Raw genomic sequence first — 17,384 nt, 5'->3', positions numbered from 1 at the left:
TAACGTTAAGGTAAATTAACATTTTGATAACGTCAACATCCAGAGCAGGTAACTTGGAGTAATACCAAAGCACTGTGTTTTCTTTTTTACACAGGCGCTACCCTGTCTCTCTTACTGAGCAACAGATTGTCCGGCCCTGGGCACCGCAACAGGGGGCAATCGCTGACAACGGAACCCGACATGAGCAGTGAAAATATCGTTATTGTGGCGGCTAAGCGCACGCCAATGGGAAGTTTTAACGGCAGTCTGACTTCTGTGACCGCCACGCAACTGGGGGCGGTTGCCATCCGCGCCGCGTGTGAAGGTATGGATAGTAACCAGATTGATGAGGTGATCATGGGCTGCGTACTGCCTGCCGGGCTTGGCCAGTCTCCAGCCAGGCAGGCATCCCTGGAAGCCGGGTTACCATTGCATGCCGGAGTAACTACCATCAATAAGGTTTGCGGTTCAGGCCTGAAAGCGGTGATGCTTGCGCATGACATTATTCGGGCAGGCAGTGCAGATGTTGTGTTGGCCGGGGGGATGGAGAGCATGAGCAATGCGCCGTACCTGCTGCCGAAGGCTCGTTCCGGATATCGTATGGGTCATGGTCAGGTGCTGGACCACATGATGCTGGATGGACTTGAGAACGCGTATGACGGCAAGGCGATGGGGTGTTTTGCACAGGCCACCGCCGATCAGGAAGGTATCACCCGAGTTCAAATGGATGAATTTGCACTGGGATCGCTGGGCAAAGCCCAGGCGGCCATTGACAAGGGCGAATTCAAGGATGAAATAGCGGCCGTAACCGTGACTGATCGAAAAGGCGAAACCGTTGTGGATACCGACGAAGGCCCCTTGGTTGCACGGCCTGAAAAAATACCGGTTTTGCGCCCTGCGTTTAAAAAGGATGGGACCGTTACCGCCGCAAATTCAAGTTCCATTTCAGATGGTGCAGCTGCACTGCTGCTGATGTCAGAATCCAGGGCCAGGGATTTAGGACTAACGGCGCTGGCAAAAGTGGTTGCGCACACAACGCATTCAATTGAGCCTGAAAATTTTACTTTGGCACCGGTAGGAGCAATGAAAAAGCTGCTGCAGAAAACCGGGTGGTCACTTGATGATGTGGATCTTTTTGAGATAAACGAAGCCTTTGCGATGGTCACCATGCTGGCGATTTCCGGCCTTGGCCTGGACCCCGACAAAGTGAATATTAAGGGAGGGGCCTGTGCTTTAGGGCATCCTATCGGCGCTTCAGGTGCGCGTATTCTGGTGACTCTGTTACATGCTTTGCGGCAAAAAGGGCTTAAACGGGGTATCGCTTCTTTGTGTATCGGAGGTGGGGAAGCCGTGGCCGTTGCCATTGAGTCGGTCTAGTTTTAACTTTTCTTTTCGTTGCGGTTTTCAGCTGATCGGAATCTTTTTTGTTCAGACTCTGAGCACCGCAGCGCAAATGGGCAGGATCGGTGGTTGCAATAATCTGTGCGAGCATGGATACTGGTCGACAACATTAAATTTGTTTTGCTGTGCGGAAACTTACCTTGGTGTCGAAGCGTCATTTGTTGCAAATCTGCTACGCCTTTATGTTGGGTTCACTGGTCGCCATCAGTGCCGGTGCCGAACAAGCAAAACAACCGGTAACCTACTGTATTGACCCGAACTGGATGCCCTATGAGGCCATTAGAGACGGCAAACATATTGGCATTTCTGCGGATTACCTCCGCCTGATAGGCGAACTGGCTGAGATTGATTTTCAACTGGTTGAAACCGAGAGTTGGGGGCAGTCTCTGGAGTTTATAGAGCAAGAGCGGTGTATGGTGATCCCGCTTCTCAACGTCACGCCTTCCCGCCGACAGTTTCTCAGTTTTACTTTGCCGTATTTCGAAGCTCCCAACGTTATTGTTGCACGGGCCGGCACACCCATACTGCAAGGGTATGCGGGAATTGGAGACCGCCTGCTGGGAGTGGTACAAGGTTACCGTCATGCAGAGTATCTGGCCCGTTACTACCCGGACATTCGGGTGGAATATGTGGAGTCGGAAAGTGAAGGCATAAAGCGGCTTGCTGCCGGCGAAATCGACCTGTTGGTTGGGTCGCTGCTCAGTGTGAATGCCAACATGAATAATCTGAACGTGAAAAATCTGATTATCACCGGGTATGCGGAGCCTTATGACTCTCTGGGATTCGGTGTCAATAAGCATTTCGCTGATCTGGTTCCCCGTCTCAACAATGCGATTGAAGCCATCCCCGAGGCCCGAAGGGTAGACATCTACAAACGCTGGAATAATGTTCAGATTTCCCGTCAGCAGGATTACACTGAGTCGGTAGTGTTTGTTGTTTTGCTGATTTCCATCATTGCCGTATTTTACTGGCGTCGGCGGGTTATTCGCCAATGCAATACGATGCTGAGTGAGAAAAACGAAGAGTTGGAGTCCCTGCAGTCGGCGCTGGTAGAAAAGAACCGCACACTGGAGTTTTTGTCGTCCCACGATTCGGTTACCGGGCTGTATAACCGTAACTACATGATGCATAAAGCCGAAGAGGAAGTGTCCCGTTTCCAGCGTTTTCACTCATCCGCTACCCTTTTACTGCTGGAGTTATCCAATCTGGACGAACTACTTGCCGTACATGGCGTGAGCACCAAAGACAATGTGCTGAAAACCGTGGCTGGCATTTGCTTGTCAGTGGTCAGGGAAGTCGACATTGCCGGTCGGTGGGGAGGGGAGTCTTTTTTGATCCTTTGCCCGCAAACCCCAATCTCTGCCGCCAAGGTTCTGGCTGACAGGCTGATATCTGCCGTTAATCAGCATCGTGAACTGAATCAGTATGGCATTCAGGTCGCTGTCGGCCTGGCTGCCCTTGAAAATAATGAGACTTTCACTGACTGGTACGACCGTACCTTTAAAGCTCTTTACCACTCACGCCGTCAGGGCAATGGCAAGGCCTGTGTCGCTGACTGAATCCTAACTCATTTCCCGCGTTAAAGCTCGGCGGCAGTGAATGTCTGAATCTGTATGAGGCAGCATCACTTCGCTTCAGGGGGGATAATTCGGCTGACATTGACAGCGCAGAAATTTATGCCACGTTTAAGAGTGAACCCATTCGCTTAACATTCAGCCACTTTGTGAGAAGCCGTAAAGCGTTGTTGAACCAACTGAGGCTCGTTTTTCCTACGAAGCCGCTCACCAGTAGCCAGCACTTTTCAACGGTTTCTCAATCAATAACTGATTTTAGTTGATCAGCATTTATACGGGCCATGTTTGAACCCACAGCCGTTCACAACCCTGGCTACCCTCGGCTGGCTGCGTTGCGAGAATCACTTTCACATATCCTTTCAGGGGAAAGTTTATGAAAACAGTTCACTTTGCCATCAGTACGGTTATCTATCTGATTTTCTGGTGCGTATTCTCTTACTTGCTGGTCTTTATTGGGGGCTCAATGATAAGCCTGTATGTAGAGTTACCGGAGTTCGTTAAAACCGTCGATGCCGGCCCGGTTATGTTTGCCATTCCGGGCATTCCTGAGGGCCTGGCCAATGCCTTGCTTGTGCTTGCTTTTGGCGTGCAACACAGTGTAATGGCGCGGGGAAAATTTAAGCTCTGGCTGACACAGTTTGTGCCTCAGGCGCTGGAGCGAAGTGTATTTGTGCTGGCAACCTGTGTGGTACTGATATGGTTGTATTTGGCGTGGCAACCCATGGAATATCAGGTCTGGTTTGTAAGCGGTGTGTGGTCAGGCTTGCTGCAACTGGCTTTTGCTGCCGGTGCAGGGCTCGTATTGTGGGCGACATTCATGATCAGCCACGGGCAACTGTTTGGTATATCACAAACGTGGCATGCAATGAGGGGTATGAAAGAGCCGGATATTCCCTTTATTACGCCTTCTTTGTACAAAGTTTCAAGGCATCCCATGTATTTGGGGATTCTTTTCGTGCTTTGGGCTACGCCTGTAATGACATTAGGGCATTTGATTGCATCCAGTTTACTTTCTTTTTATGTGTTTATTGGAATTGGTTACGAGGAAAGGGATTTGTTGGCAAGGTTTGGTAAGCGCTATTACGTGTATATGCAGCATGTTCCGCAAATTTTGCCGATAGGTTTTAGAAAAGCACCAAACAACCCTGCAAAACAGGCGGCGTTTCCCGCGGAGGGGAATCAAAAGTGAGGGGGAAATAAAAACGGCCCAAATAGGTTTGGGCCGTTTCCTGGAGATGATCCGTTTATGCGTATACGGCTTTCAATGCGGATACACAAGCGTCGTTTTCTTCAGGGGTTCCGATGCTGATTCGTGACCATGTGTCGTAGCCGGGCCAGGTTCTGCCTACTACCTTGATCCCCAGCGCCTTCATTTTTTCGGCAAACTCCGCATGAGGCATGCCGGTATCCATGTAGATGAAATTACCCTGTGGGTTCTTTGCGTAGGGGCGACCAAGTGCGTCGGCGGTAGAGGTAAGTTTAAGACGCTCGGTTTTGATACGTTCGCGCATAACATTGAGGTTGTTGTGATCGTCCATGCTGGCCATACCTGCAACCAGACCCAGATAGTTCACACCGCCCATTCTCAACATCCGGCCCATCTGTTTTGCCTGTTCAGCGGGCATAATGGCATAACCAAGTCGCTGACCAGCCATAGCGTGAATTTTGGAGAAGGTTCTGCAGATAACAACATTGTAGCCTTCAGCCGCCAGTTTGGACTGAACATTAGCCGGGTAAGCATCAGACATTTCAATGTAAGCTTCGTCGATAAAGACCTGGGCTTTTTGAGAAACTCGTTTTGCAAATTCGGTCAGCTTAACCGGATCCAGGGCACGGCCGGTTGGATTGTTCGGGTTGCAGATATAAACAGCGGTGGTGTCTTCCGTAACAGCTGCTTCAATGGCATCGAGGTCGAAATCCATATTGGCGTCAAGAGGAACATAAGTTACGTCAGCGCCCATGAATTCGGCGCCACGTGGAATTCCTTCGTAGGTGGCCATGGAAGTGACCAGCTTATTGCCGTTTTTGGTGATCCAGTCTGCATAGCCGAAAAGAATGGGGGATGAACCATTGGTTACGACAATCTGTTCTTCCGATACGCCTTCCTGTTCGGCTATTTTTTTGACCAGTACATTTACGGTAGCATCGGCATAGCGGTTCAGGTTAAACAGCTCACCCTGCATCGCTTCAACAGCTTTGGCAGATGGCCCAAATGCGTTTTCATTGGAAGACAGCCGAATAAGGCCATCGTTCAGATTTGGTGTGGCGGTGGGAAAGTGCTCAGTCTTCATGCCAGCAGCCTGGAGCTCTTTAACACCTGAATCAAAGCAACCTGTTAATGCAACTGCACCAGCACCAAGCCCAACGGTTTTTAGCCAGTTGCGGCGTGAAGTATCAACGGATGGAAGATTTTGGATATTATTATTTTTCATAGGTCACTCTGTCTAAAAAATACACGTAGCATTCAGCCTAAGTCTTAACGAAATCATATGCAATAGTTGTGCTAAAAAATTAATTAAATCAATTAGATGTCACTATTTTAGGGCGTAGCTGACACAATTTGGGGCAACGGGTTATGTTTAGCGGATTATAAGGTTTCCGGTATATGTGGAGGCGGTATCTGAGTTTTTTTCTGCACCAACCTGGTGAGCGGCAGAAGTGGTGGATATCTGGTGAAATGCTAAGTGGGCGTTAGGCTACACGGGGGAGTTTTTTATTACACTCCCCGCTGCTGATTATTACACGGTCGGTTTGAACTGCCACTGGTGGGCTTCGTAAACCACTTTTGAACGATCGTATTCCCGTTCAGAACGCCAGTTTCGATTATTGAGTTTTACTGAAACGCCCGGGTACAGGCGCTTGTTAGCGACCAGTTGTACATCGTTAAGGTAGACTTCTTTTGCCTGCTTCATTTCCTCGGCTTTCATTTCAATCCAGTTGAGCAGTGCCGATTCATTTTTTAACAGCTCTTTGGCTTCTTCCACTTTAGGGCGAAGTTCTTCAGGTACCAGTTTGGATTTGATAATCTTGAGTTTTTCCTGGTGCCTGAGGTTATTTTCTCGCAATTGTTTGAGCAGTTCGTCCAGTGAATCTTTGCGCTCCAACAGCAGGTTGAATCCCGGGCTGAAGTCCACTTTGAGGGTGCTGCCGGAAACCGCCCCCAGCGTACCAGCGATAACCTTGGACTGGCTGACGATCTCGCAGGCAAACAGGTTTCCCTGAGGGTTGTCGATTTGACCGACGGTAACTGAACCACCACAACGCAGGCGGCTGTAGGCCAACTGGCGGCCAACGGTGATGTTGCCGGCACACTGTATGTCAATGCCCTGACCGTGTTGTACGTGAATACTGCCTGCGGCGGTCAGGTGGCAACTGAAGTCAGTGGAATCTTCATTAACCTTACCCATTGCGCCTTCGGTGATGATGATATCGCCACCGGATTCGATGTGTGCGGATTCGACAAAGCCATTTACTGTAACGTCACCGGTTGCTTTAATAACCATCTTTTCTGTGACGTCACCGTTTACCAGCACGGCGCCGTCGTAATTTACGTGCCCGGTTCCTACATTGACACCACTGCAGATGAAGGTGTCTTCAATATTCATTGTCTGGTCTTTGAATTTCGGCATGCCCGAAATGGCTGCAACAAGAAGGTTTGGATCTCTATCGCTGACGACTGTACCGCTGCCGGTTTTGAATTCGACCTGTTTCCCGGAGTTTGCTTCGAGCACGGTCCCCGATACGGTAAAGCCTTTGCGGCCCAGGGTTGGCTCTGCACGTCTCAACACTTCTGTGTGAATTTTAACGCAGATAACTTCGCCGAGATTGCGCATATCTACCCGGTCACCACCGCTGGTTTGAGGCCTTAAAACCCGTTCCAGAGCGTTGGGCACAAGCGGAATAAAACGTGAATTTTTGCCGTTTCGGGGTGGAAGCCCTTTTGCGATGAGGCTTTCAAATACCTCACCGGGCGCCCCCTGTCTGGCTTGTGTCAAAAGCGCTTTGATGCGTTTGGAACTCAGGCCCCGGCTGATATTGTTTCTGGCAGCAAGGCTTATCACCATTTTTACGGTTGGCAGCTTTCCGCCATAGGGTGCGGTGAGGCTCATTACCGCCGACATGCCGTCTTCGGCTATCCGAAAATCCACTTCGGCGTGACGCCTTTCGCCAATGCGTTCAGTAACAATAGTATGGTCACCGGTTTTAAAATAGTGATTGGCGTTATCACAGGCAGATTTGACGGTGGATTTGGACAGATAAAGCTGGGCAAATTCGCCCTGTGCAATGTACTCCAACAGAGAACTGGTCTGCAGTTCCTGTTCAAAATGCTCAGGTTCCAGCGTGAGGTCCAAATAGTCTCCGCTTTCGTCAATGACAACAGATACGCCTTTCATTACTTCTCTCGATTAGGCCCGACCGCATATTGCAGTATCGGCTCATTGCACTTAAGACTTTAGAACACTATCCCGAATTACCCGGGCAGGTCAAAGATTTTCCGCATACTGGTACAGCGCTTTCAAAATACGTTGCCGGTTGATATCACTGGCGTATTCCTGTGCCAGGCTTTCCAATTCAAACATGAACGGTTCCAGTGTATAGGCTGCCGGTGAGCCGGGGTCGGTTAGCCGGGCCTGCCGGTGCGCTTGCCATTTCTGCATTTCATCGGCTGTTAATGTTTGCGGATAATTTCGCGCTCTGTAGCGGAACAGCTGGTTTTTTAGCCGGTTGTTGTGGGTCAGTTCAGCCATTGAAGACAGAGCGTCAGGTTTTGCACGATTCACCTGTTCACACCAGCGCCGCTCTTCCTGATTGAGGAAGCCACTGCTGTAGAGTGCATGATCGGGGTCGTCATAACGCTCTGTATGCGGTTCATCGAATACAGCTACCGCTTTTTTTCGGGCATCAGGCGACTGTTTCAGAGCATTGAAATTCTCCCGGCAGGCTGCTTTGTCCAGGCCAAGCCGCTCAGCATTTTCATCGGTCATAGCGGCGGGGGATGTGACAAACGGCGACCGGTTTATGTGAATGAGTTTGAGTCCTGGCCGCAGTGCCGGGTCGCCCAGAGTATCGGCCGATGCATACAGCCGTTCACGCAAGACGTCGGTTGGGGTATCAAACAACTGCTGTGGAGATTTGGATAAATCAATGCATACCACTGCATTCGGATTGTGCGGATGAATGCCCACCGGCATGACCCATGTGGCACAACCCTGGCTCGCCGGCAGTTTCGAGGATACGTGCAGAACCGCTGTCGGTTGTTCAGTGTTCAGCATTCTGGCAACCCGATGTTTGTCTCTGAGAGCAAAGGCATAATCAAACAGTTTGGGTTGCTGGTTTTTAATCAGTTTCGCCAGCCCGATAGTGGCGTAGACGTCAGACAAAGCATCGTGTGCCTGGCCGTGATCGAGGTTATTCGCCTCGGTCAGAATTTCCAGTTTGAAGCTGGGGGAGCCATCCTCCCGGGTGGGCCAGTGAATGCCTTCCGGGCGAAGGGCGTAACAGGCTCGGGCCAAATCTATAATGTCCCAGCGGCTGTTGCCATTTCGCCATTCACGGGAGTAGGGGTCGAGAAAATTGCGATAAAACAAGTGACGAGTGACTTCATCGTCAAAGCGCAAACTGTTGTAGCCCACAACACATGTATTGGGCTCACTCATGTGAGCGAAAATCTGACGGGCAAATTCCGCTTCTATCATGCCGTCTCTGAGCGTTTGCTGCGGGGTAATTCCTGTGATCAGGCAGGCTTGCGGGCTGGGCAGGTAATCGTTGGCAATCTGGCTGATGATATTGATCGGCTTACCGACAATGTTAAGGTCCGCATCGGTGCGAACGGCAGCAAACTGACAGGGCAGATCTTTTTGTGGACTGGTTCCAAAGGTTTCGTAGTCGTGCCACAGAAAAGTTGCTGGTGTACTCATGATTTTGGGAATACCGTAGTCGTCAGTCTAACAAAGCGGGAAGTGTACACCGACTGGGACACAATACCAATGCTACACAGGAACAGCCCAAATACGTAGTGGGATTAACCGTGTAAGCGCCTGCCAGGTAGCTTGGCAAATGCCATAATATTACTGTGGGTCATGGCGTTGTATCCTTCTTGCTGCATCACCATAGTTTTCATAATTCTGAAATATTCACTGAAAAAATAGCTCCATTTAGCAACACAGACTAGGCTTACAGTAAGGGGCCAGCGAACACAAAAGTGGCCCGGCTGATCAGCGGGTTAGCCGATAATCTGCTGATAAATACATTATTAAGAACACAAGCGCAGAGTTGGTTGCCTGGCGGCCAACAGTTTGGGAGGCGAAATGGAATCACTGCAAGTCTGTGACTATATGAATCTGCATCCAGTTAAGTTGCGTCTGGATATGCCGGTAGCAGAAGCGGTAGAACGCTTACTGCAAAGCAGTCAGACCGGTGGCCCGGTGGTGGATGATAAAGGCAGGGTGGTAGGCTTCCTGTCAGAGCAGGATTGCCTGCAACGAATGATTGAATCCAGTTATTACCGGGAGCAGGTATGCCGGGTACATGACATTATGCGCACCCCGGCATTAACGGTAAAACCCTACACCTCTGTGCTGGAGTTGTCTCAGCTGTTACTCAAGGAGAAACCCAGAATTTATCCTGTAGTAGATGACGATGGTGTACTTGTCGGTACAATCAACCGTTCCAGCGTCTTGCGAGCCATCGATATCCAGTTGCGTTCAGGCTATAAAAAAATAGCCTGATCGTCCTTCGCTTCGTTCACTGTGGGTAGTTTAAACAAAAGACTTTCCTGTCTGAAACGTTCCCTCAGTGAACGCTGACACTTTTTGCGAACAGAAACGGTTTTTTATCACTTTGTAAGGCTGTGTTTACTGGAAAAATACTCAGCTATCTTCTAGCATTGGCGCCCAATCAGATTTACGGGGTTCTGCTTTGCCGTCCAGTTCGCTATCTTCGCCATTAAAGCCACTGTTTGAACAGCTTGAACAGTGCATGCTGGTTGATCGTTTTCGTTTTAAGCGCCGTTTGCATCGTTTGAGTGACGAGCTTAAACGTCAGGTGGAAGGTAGTGAATCCAGATTGCATGCACTGACACAACAGATCCAGGCATCGCGTGAACGGCGTGAATGGCGGGAGCTAAATCTGCCAAAGGTGGAATACCCGCCACTACCGGTCAGCGATAAAAAAGAAGCAATAAAGGCCGCAATTGCCAGCCATCAGGTTGTCATTGTGGCGGGTGAAACCGGTTCAGGAAAAACCACACAGCTACCGAAAATTTGTCTGGAGCTGGGGCGGGGAGTCGATGGACTAATTGCCCATACTCAGCCACGCCGCCTGGCCGCCCGAAGTGTTGCGAACCGGATCGCGGAAGAACTCAACACGCCCTTGGGCGAGAAAGTGGGATTTAAAATTCGTTTTACTGATCAGGTCAGCGACAGCAGCTATGTGAAACTGATGACTGACGGTATGTTACTGGCAGAAATGCAGCAGGACCGCTTTCTCAACCAGTATGACACCATTATTATTGACGAGGCGCACGAGCGCAGCCTCAACATTGATTTTCTGCTCGGATACCTGAGCCAGTTATTGCACAAACGCCCTGAAATGAAGCTGATTATCACCTCAGCCACCATTGATCCCGAGCGTTTTTCCAAACACTTTAACAATGCGCCCATTATCGAAGTCAGCGGGCGTACCTATCCGGTGGAAATTCGCTACCATGACCCTCTCGAGCAGGGTGACGACATCGACCAGACCGACGCCATTATAGGCGCAGTGGATGAACTCAAGCGGGCAGCACCCGGTGATATTCTGGTATTTCTGAGCGGCGAGCGCGAAATTCGTGATACCCAGGAGGCGTTGCAGCGCCAGCAGTATCGCAATACCGAAATTGTGCCTTTGTATGCCCGTTTGTCTGCCGCCGAACAAAATCGTATTTTTCAGTCGCACAGTGGCCAGCGGATTGTGCTGGCCACCAATGTTGCTGAAACCTCTCTCACTGTACCCGGTATCAAGTATGTCATTGACCCGGGCACCGCACGGATTTCACGATACAGTGCGCGCAGTAAGGTGCAGCGACTGCCCATTGAACCCATTTCCCAGGCCTCTGCCAATCAGCGGGCCGGGCGTTGCGGGCGGGTGTCGGACGGGATCTGTATTCGTTTGTACAGTGAAGAGGATTATCAGGGCCGGCCGGAATTCACCGACCCGGAGATATTGCGCACTAACCTGGCTTCGGTGATCCTGCAGATGCTGGCATTGGGCCTGGGTGACATTGGCGCGTTCCCTTTTGTTCAGCCGCCGGATAACCGCAATATCAATGATGGCTTTCGTCTGCTTGAAGAAATTCAAGCCATTGAACGCGATAAAGGCAAGGTTCAGCTTACCCGGCTCGGCCGCCAGATAGCCCGACTGCCGATTGACCCACGCTATGCTCGCATGGTGATTGAAGCAGGGAAACTCAACGCAGTGATGGAAGTAATGGTGATTGCTGCGGGTTTATCGATTCAGGATCCAAGGGAACGCCCTCAGGATAAGCGCCAGCAGGCAGATGAACGCCACAGTGAGTTTGCCGATAAAGACTCGGATTTTATTGCCCTGCTAAACCTCTGGCAGGAGTTTCGTAAGCAACAGAGTGAATTGTCCAACAATCAGTTGCGTAAATGGTGCAAAAACCAGTTTGTTAATTACCTGCGTATGCGGGAGTGGCAGGACATTGTCAGCCAGCTGAAAAAGTCGGCAGCGGAGTTGGGGCTGGGCATAAGCGGGCATCATCAGGCGGATTACCAAAGCATTCACCAGGCCATCAGCACAGGGCTGTTGTCTCATCTTGGGTTTAAGGACAAGGACAAAGAATACCTTGGGGCACGTAATACCCGCTTTATGATTTTTCCCGGGTCCTACCTGGCCAAAAGCCAACCCAAGTGGGTGATGTCTGCCGAACTGGTGGAAACCTCAAAGCTGTTTGGGCGTATGAACGCTCGTATCGACCCGCAGTGGGTTGAACCCCTTGCGAAGCACCTTACTCAAAGCAGCTATTCAGAACCCCACTGGTCAAAAAAGCGCGGTGCGGTGATGGCGTGGGAAAAGGTCACTTTATTCGGACTGCCATTAATTCCGCGCCGGGCGGTGGTGTACAGCCAAATTGATCCGGCGGTCAGCCAGGAACTGTTTATTCGTCACGGGTTAATTGAGGGAGAGTGCAAACTCAATTACGATTTTTTGACTCACAACCGTGCATTGCTTGAGCAGGCTGACGAGCTGGAACAAAAGACCCGTAGACGGGATCTGATGGTGGACGATGAATCACTGGTGGGTTTCTATGCCAGCCGCATTCCGGCTGAAGTGAATAATGAAGCGGCGTTTAAAAAATGGATGAAGTCTGCGGGCAGAGCCCAGGACCTGACTTTTACTGAAGAAGATGTATTTCGCCAGCAACCGGGAATGGCTGTGGAACTGGCATTTCCGGATACCTGGCAGCAGGGCAATTTGCGCTTACCTGTCAGTTACCATTTTGAGCCTAATGCAGACGACGACGGTGTCACGGTAAACATTCCCTTGCCACTGCTTAATCAGGTTGAAAACATCGGCTTTGACTGGCAGGTGCCCGGTCTTCGCGAAGAACTGATTGTGGCTCTCATAAAAAGCCTGCCAAAACGGTTGCGGCGCAATTTTGTGCCTGCACCAAATTTTGCCCAGGCCTGCCTTTCTGACATATCACCCCAGGATGATAAGGGGCGCCCCGTATCCCTTATCGAAGCGGTAACCCGCAAGCTGCGCAAAATGACCGGTGTTTCTGTAGAGCCGGAAGACTGGAATCTCAGTCAGCTTGAACGCCATTTAACCGTGCATTTTGCCGTGGTGGGTGAAAACCAGAAACCCATCGCCCGGGGCGACGATCTGGATGCGCTCAAAACCCAGTGCCAGGGCCAGGTGAAGCAGACTTTTGAAGCAGCGGCCACCCCTGAGCTGGAACGTAAAGGTCTTGAAGAATGGGATTTTGAGGCGCTTCCCGAAACCTTTACTCAGCGTCTGGGAGGCTTTGAAGTTCAGGCATTTCCTTCTCTGGTGCGTCAGGGTAACAAGGTGAATATTGAGCTGGTCGAAGAGGCACCACGAGCCCGCCTACTGCATCGTCAGGGCGTGAATATACTGATTAAAAACGCCATGCCTTCGCCGCTGAATTATTTGCAGAACAAGTTGCCCAATAAAGCCAAACTAGGCCTGTACTTTAATCCCTTTGGTCAAGTCAAGGCTCTGATTGATGATTGTATTCTGGCCGGTATAGACGCGCTTGTTGGGGATTTTTGTCAGCAACATCAGTGCGAAGTGCGGACCAAAGCTGAGTTTTCCCAGTGCCTCGATGTTGTGCGCTCAGAAATCAATGACACGGTGTTAAAGATTGCCCAGCAAGTTGAGACGGGGCTGACACTGGCCCATCAATGCCAGAAGCAAATGAAAGGCAACGTGCCATTAACCATGGTCAGCGCGCTGGGCGACGTCAAGCAACATCTGAGTACGCTGGTCTATCCCGGCTTCGTTACCGATATTGGTGCTCATCGGCTGGATGACTGGAATCGCTATATTAAAGCTCTGGTTCGTCGACTTGAGAAACTGCCGGTAGACCCGAACCGCGACAGACTGCAACAAATCAGTGTGGAAAAAGCCCGTTCGGAGTTTGACAAAACAGTGGGTAAGTACCCCATCGGAAAAGCACCTCAGGCGTTGATGGATGCACGATGGATGCTGGAAGAGTTGCGGGTGTCCCTGTTTGCCCAGCAATTGGGAACCGCCTATCCGGTTTCGGTTAAGCGTATACTGAACTATCTGGAAGATTTTTAGACTTTTTTCTACATTGACAAGCTTCCCTAGTCACCCTATAAAAGAACTAGGGTCGCAAGCGGCTTAATAACTGGGAGAGGTAGGAATGCTCGGATACGACGATAAAAGGAATTTTTTCAGAATGATGGTGAACTCACCCTGTTTACTTGAGGTAAACGATGAGGAATCCAGCAGAACATTGCAGGCGGTATGTAAGGATATCAGCGCAACCGGCATGTCTTTAGAGGTGGAAGAGCCCTCATTGGAAATTGGTACTAAGGTGAATGTGTCAATTGACTCCCAGAGTTCACAAGTCCCCTCACTTTCTGCAGTCGCTACTGTGGTGCGATGCGAGCCAGAATCTGAATCCAGCTGTGTTATCGGCGTCGAAATTTCAGAAATGAATTAACCATTGCGGTTGCACCGCGGTGAATCGATTTCTTGCATGAACTCCATCGCTTAAAGGCATTAGCGATCACTGCTTTAATTAATAATAATTCCTATTATTATTGAGTGATGGGGAAGACCATGAAAAAGACAGTCAGTTTTGCTGTAATGCATTTTACCGTCGCATTCAGTGTGGCGTATTGGCTTACTGGTAGTGTGGTAGTGGGTGGGGCTGTGGCTTTGGTTGAACCTGCCATCAATACTGTTATGTTTTATTTTCATGAAAAGGTATGGCAACGAGTTCAGTCAGTCCGCGGTCAGCGCAGGCCCGAACCGCGGAGGATGGTCAGCCGTGAAGGATTCACACCTTTTGTTCACTAAAAGCGTTTGGTTGCAAGCCGTTAGTCAGTGACTTCACAAACCAGACCTTTCAGGTAGTAGCCTTCCGGGAAGCTGCCAATAACCGGGTGATCTTTGGCCTGTGAGAGGCGTTCAATAATTTTTATGGTACGGCCAGCATCCAGAGCGGCGTCAGCAACAATTTTCTGAAACAACTCGCCAGGCATGAGCCCGGAGCAACTGAACGTCAGCAGTAATCCCCCGGGTTTTACTGCGTGAATTCCATAGAGGTTGATGTCTTTATAGCCCCGGGCGGCACGATTCAACGAGGCTTTGCTGTCGACAAACTTTGGTGGGTCGAGGATCACCATATCAAACTGACGCTGTTCACGGTGATATATGCGCAGGGTTTCAAACACATCGGCGTTCACCATGCTGCATTTTTGCGGGTCCAGCCCGTTCATTTCCAGATGCTGCTGTGCCAGGTCCAGTGCAGGCTGGGATACATCCACATTGGTAACGTGACGGGCTCCGCCTTTGAGAGCATAACAGGAAAAGGTGCCCGTGTAGCTGAAGCAATTCAGTACCTCTGCATCCCTGGCGTAGCGGCCCGCAGCAGCACGGCTGTCCCGCTGGTCGAGGTAAAAACCGGTTTTATGGCCGTGCTCGATATCCACCTTGATTTTGATGCCGTTTTCAGTGATGTCGACCACCTTTTGCGGTTCGCCGGCCAATGTCTGAATGACGGGCTGCAACCCTTCCTTGCTACGAATATCCACATCACTGCGCTCGAATACCGCCAAATCAGGCATAACCTTGTTGAGTGCCCAGACAATTTTGCTGCGCTGGCGGTCAGCGCCTGCACTTAGCAACTGCACCACGGCAACACTGTTGTATACATCAATAGTCACGCCAGGCAGGCCATCAGACTCGGACGCAATCAGGCGAAATGCGTTGGTATCGGAACCTGCGATCAGGCGTTGGCGCAGGGCAAGTGCCTGTTCCATGCGTCTGACAAAGAAACCATTATCAACTACTTCCTGCTGATTGAATGTCCAGATGCGTACCCTGATTTGGGATTCCGGTGAATAAGCTCCGCGTCCCAGCCATTTCCCATCGGAACTCAACACATCAATGGTATCTCCGGCACGGCAACGCCCTTTGATTTGTGCAATGGCACTGGCAAATACCCACGGATGGCGGCGAAGTAGAGATTTTTCTCGATTAGGAGCGAGAATGGCGGTGGCAGACATTGGCAGAACCTTGTACCCAGTTTAACGGCGGCGAAGTATATACAGTATTTACCCGATTATCGACTTTTGCCTGCCAGCCTTGCTAGAGTGTGGTGAGTTCATTCAACAGGCATCGATATATGCGTTTTGTAGATCATCAACCCGGGCGGGGGCCTGAATGTTTATTGATTGGGCAAATGGATGCACCACAGCTGCTAAAGGATAAAGTTCGTGTGAATGTTGCTGCATTCGGTGTAAACCGTGCAGACACCCTGCAGCGGCAAGGGCGTTATCCGCCTCCCGCTGGTGAAAGCCCGATTTTGGGGCTGGAAGTGGCAGGAACCGTCATTGAGGCAGGTTCGGATGTATCGGCCTGGGTGCCGGGAGACCGGGTTTTTGGTTTGGTTGCTGGTGGCGGGTATGCCGAGCAGGTTGTGGTCAATCCTGAGCATCTTATGCCTGTCCCTGACACGATGACGTTCGCTGAAGCTGCGGGTGTGGCAGAAGTGTTTTTGACGGCCTATCAGTCTTTATTTGAAATTGCAGGGCTTGATTCCGGCGACAAAGCGCTTATCCATGCCGGAGCCAGTGGGGTAGGGCTGGCAGCACTGCAATTGTGCCGGAGGTTTAATATCAGCACCGCTGCCACAGCCTCTGGAGAGGAAAAGCTAAGCCTGTGCGCAAAGATGGGAGCGGAAATTCTAGTAAACTATCGCGAGCAGGATTTTTCCCATGTGCTGGCCGAAACGTGGCCTGGCGGAGCCAATGGTGTGGTGGATTTTGTCGGCAAGGAATACCTGAACCGTAATCTTAACGTACTTGCGCAGGATGGGTGTATCGTTTATCTGGCTATGCTGGGAGGTCGCTATGCAGATGCACTTGATATGGCCTTGCTATTGGCAAAGCGGGCTCGAATACAGGGGTCAACCCTTCGTAACCGCAGCGATGGCTATAAAGCTAATCTGGTGAGGCAATTCAGCCAGCGCTGTCTTGAAGCGTTCAGATGCGGAGAGTTGCACGCCAACATTGACAGCATACTGCCGGTTAGCGAAATTGGCCTGGCCCATCAACGAATAGAAGACAATGACACCATGGGTAAACTGGTCATGGTTTGGTAATGAGCCTGAAGGCATGGTGTCGGGCGCATTGAGAAGGCAGGATCGATCAGCTGGGCTGAAAACCTTTGTCTTCGCGGCTGGGTGATTCTGCGGCGGCACGGGCCAATTCGTCACAGCGTTCGTTTTCCGGATGGCCGGAGTGCCCTTTAACCCAGTGCCAGTGAACGTCGTGTTTTTTTACTGCCTCGTCCAGCAGTTTCCACAGATCGGCGTTCTTTACCGGTTTTTTGTCGGCAGTACGCCAACCGTTCCTGCGCCAGTTGTGGATCCACTGATTGATACCGTTTTTTACGTACTGGCTGTCGGTGGTCAGATCAACCCGACAGGATTCGGTCAGACTGTTGAGCGCTTCAATCGGGGCCAGCAATTCCATACGGTTGTTGGTCGTCATAAAATACCCGCCACTGAGCTCTTTCTGGTGTTGTTTGTATTTCATAACTGCACCGTATCCGCCGGGACCGGGGTTGCCCAGACAGGATCCGTCAGTAAAAATTTCGATGTGTTTTTGTGCCACGCCGGCTCCTTTTTTCTTCTCGCCCATAGCCTGA

General features: G+C 50.7%; 13 protein-coding genes. 8 read left to right on the top strand and 5 right to left on the bottom strand.

Translation table 11 applies throughout. The annotated features are described in order from the left end of the window. Positions 1-180: 180 nt before the first annotated feature. From DXV75_RS05370 to DXV75_RS05360, 3 genes are all read left to right on the top strand, one after another. The gene (locus DXV75_RS05370) at positions 181-1,356 is read left to right on the top strand and encodes a thiolase family protein (RefSeq protein WP_115592361.1); all 1,176 of its coding nucleotides are present in this window, start codon (positions 181-183) and stop codon (positions 1,354-1,356) included. A 167-nt stretch (positions 1,357-1,523) separates the two neighbouring features. Further along, entirely contained in the window at positions 1,524-2,939 is a 1,416-nt protein-coding gene (locus tag DXV75_RS05365) for a diguanylate cyclase (RefSeq protein WP_245953129.1), read from the top strand. Positions 2,940-3,327: 388 nt separating this feature from the next. After that, on the top strand, positions 3,328-4,143 hold the full coding sequence (locus DXV75_RS05360) for a methyltransferase family protein (protein ID WP_115592359.1): 816 nt from the start codon (positions 3,328-3,330) through the stop codon (positions 4,141-4,143). A 55-nt stretch (positions 4,144-4,198) separates the two neighbouring features. On the opposite strand, the gene DXV75_RS05355 is transcribed toward DXV75_RS05360, so the two are convergent. From DXV75_RS05355 to sbcB, 3 genes are all read right to left on the bottom strand, one after another. Continuing rightward, on the bottom strand, positions 4,199-5,386 hold the full coding sequence (locus DXV75_RS05355) for a pyridoxal phosphate-dependent aminotransferase (RefSeq protein ID WP_115592358.1): 1,188 nt from the start codon (positions 5,384-5,386) through the stop codon (positions 4,199-4,201). 306 nt (positions 5,387-5,692) lie between these two features. Then, positions 5,693-7,348: a flagellar assembly protein A gene (locus DXV75_RS05350; protein ID WP_115592357.1), complete on the bottom strand. Its 1,656-nt coding sequence runs from the start codon at positions 7,346-7,348 to the stop codon at positions 5,693-5,695. 90 nt (positions 7,349-7,438) lie between these two features. Further along, positions 7,439-8,872 (bottom strand): exodeoxyribonuclease I, encoded by a 1,434-nt coding sequence (gene sbcB / locus DXV75_RS05345; RefSeq protein WP_115592356.1) that lies wholly within the window; start codon positions 8,870-8,872, stop codon positions 7,439-7,441. Between the two features lie 390 nt (positions 8,873-9,262). On the opposite strand from sbcB, the gene DXV75_RS05340 reads away from it, so the two are divergent. The 4 genes from DXV75_RS05340 to DXV75_RS05325 all read left to right on the top strand — a co-directional run bounded on the left by DXV75_RS05340 (position 9,263) and on the right by DXV75_RS05325 (position 14,528). Further along, positions 9,263-9,682 carry a CBS domain-containing protein gene (locus DXV75_RS05340; RefSeq protein WP_115592355.1) on the top strand — a complete coding sequence of 140 codons (420 nt, stop codon included), beginning with the start codon at positions 9,263-9,265 and terminating at the stop codon, positions 9,680-9,682. 190 nt (positions 9,683-9,872) lie between these two features. Next, entirely contained in the window at positions 9,873-13,781 is a 3,909-nt protein-coding gene (gene hrpA, locus DXV75_RS05335) for an ATP-dependent RNA helicase HrpA (protein WP_281268907.1), read from the top strand. Positions 13,782-13,866: 85 nt separating this feature from the next. Then, a complete protein-coding gene (locus DXV75_RS05330) occupies positions 13,867-14,169 on the top strand; it encodes a PilZ domain-containing protein (protein ID WP_115592353.1) in 303 nt (100 codons plus the stop codon). 119 nt (positions 14,170-14,288) lie between these two features. Further along, a complete protein-coding gene (locus tag DXV75_RS05325) occupies positions 14,289-14,528 on the top strand; it encodes a DUF2061 domain-containing protein (protein ID WP_115592352.1) in 240 nt (79 codons plus the stop codon). A gap of 20 nt (positions 14,529-14,548) precedes the next feature. Here DXV75_RS05325 and DXV75_RS05320 read toward each other — a convergent pair whose 3' ends face one another. After that, entirely contained in the window at positions 14,549-15,739 is a 1,191-nt protein-coding gene (locus DXV75_RS05320; RefSeq protein WP_115592351.1) for a class I SAM-dependent rRNA methyltransferase, read from the bottom strand. A gap of 119 nt (positions 15,740-15,858) precedes the next feature. Between DXV75_RS05320 and DXV75_RS05315 the strand changes: the two genes are divergently transcribed. Continuing rightward, positions 15,859-16,836 carry an NAD(P)H-quinone oxidoreductase gene (locus DXV75_RS05315; RefSeq protein WP_115592350.1) on the top strand — a complete coding sequence of 326 codons (978 nt, stop codon included), beginning with the start codon at positions 15,859-15,861 and terminating at the stop codon, positions 16,834-16,836. Between the two features lie 46 nt (positions 16,837-16,882). Here DXV75_RS05315 and rnhA read toward each other — a convergent pair whose 3' ends face one another. Then, the gene (gene rnhA / locus DXV75_RS05310) at positions 16,883-17,377 is read right to left on the bottom strand and encodes a ribonuclease HI (RefSeq protein ID WP_115592349.1); all 495 of its coding nucleotides are present in this window, start codon (positions 17,375-17,377) and stop codon (positions 16,883-16,885) included. Between the last annotated feature and the right edge of the window lie 7 nt (positions 17,378-17,384).

It is taken from the genome of Alteromonas aestuariivivens (assembly GCF_003367475.1).
GTDB lineage: Bacteria > Pseudomonadota > Gammaproteobacteria > Enterobacterales > Alteromonadaceae > Alteromonas > Alteromonas aestuariivivens.
This window is presented reverse-complemented; position numbering and strand designations above follow the sequence as displayed.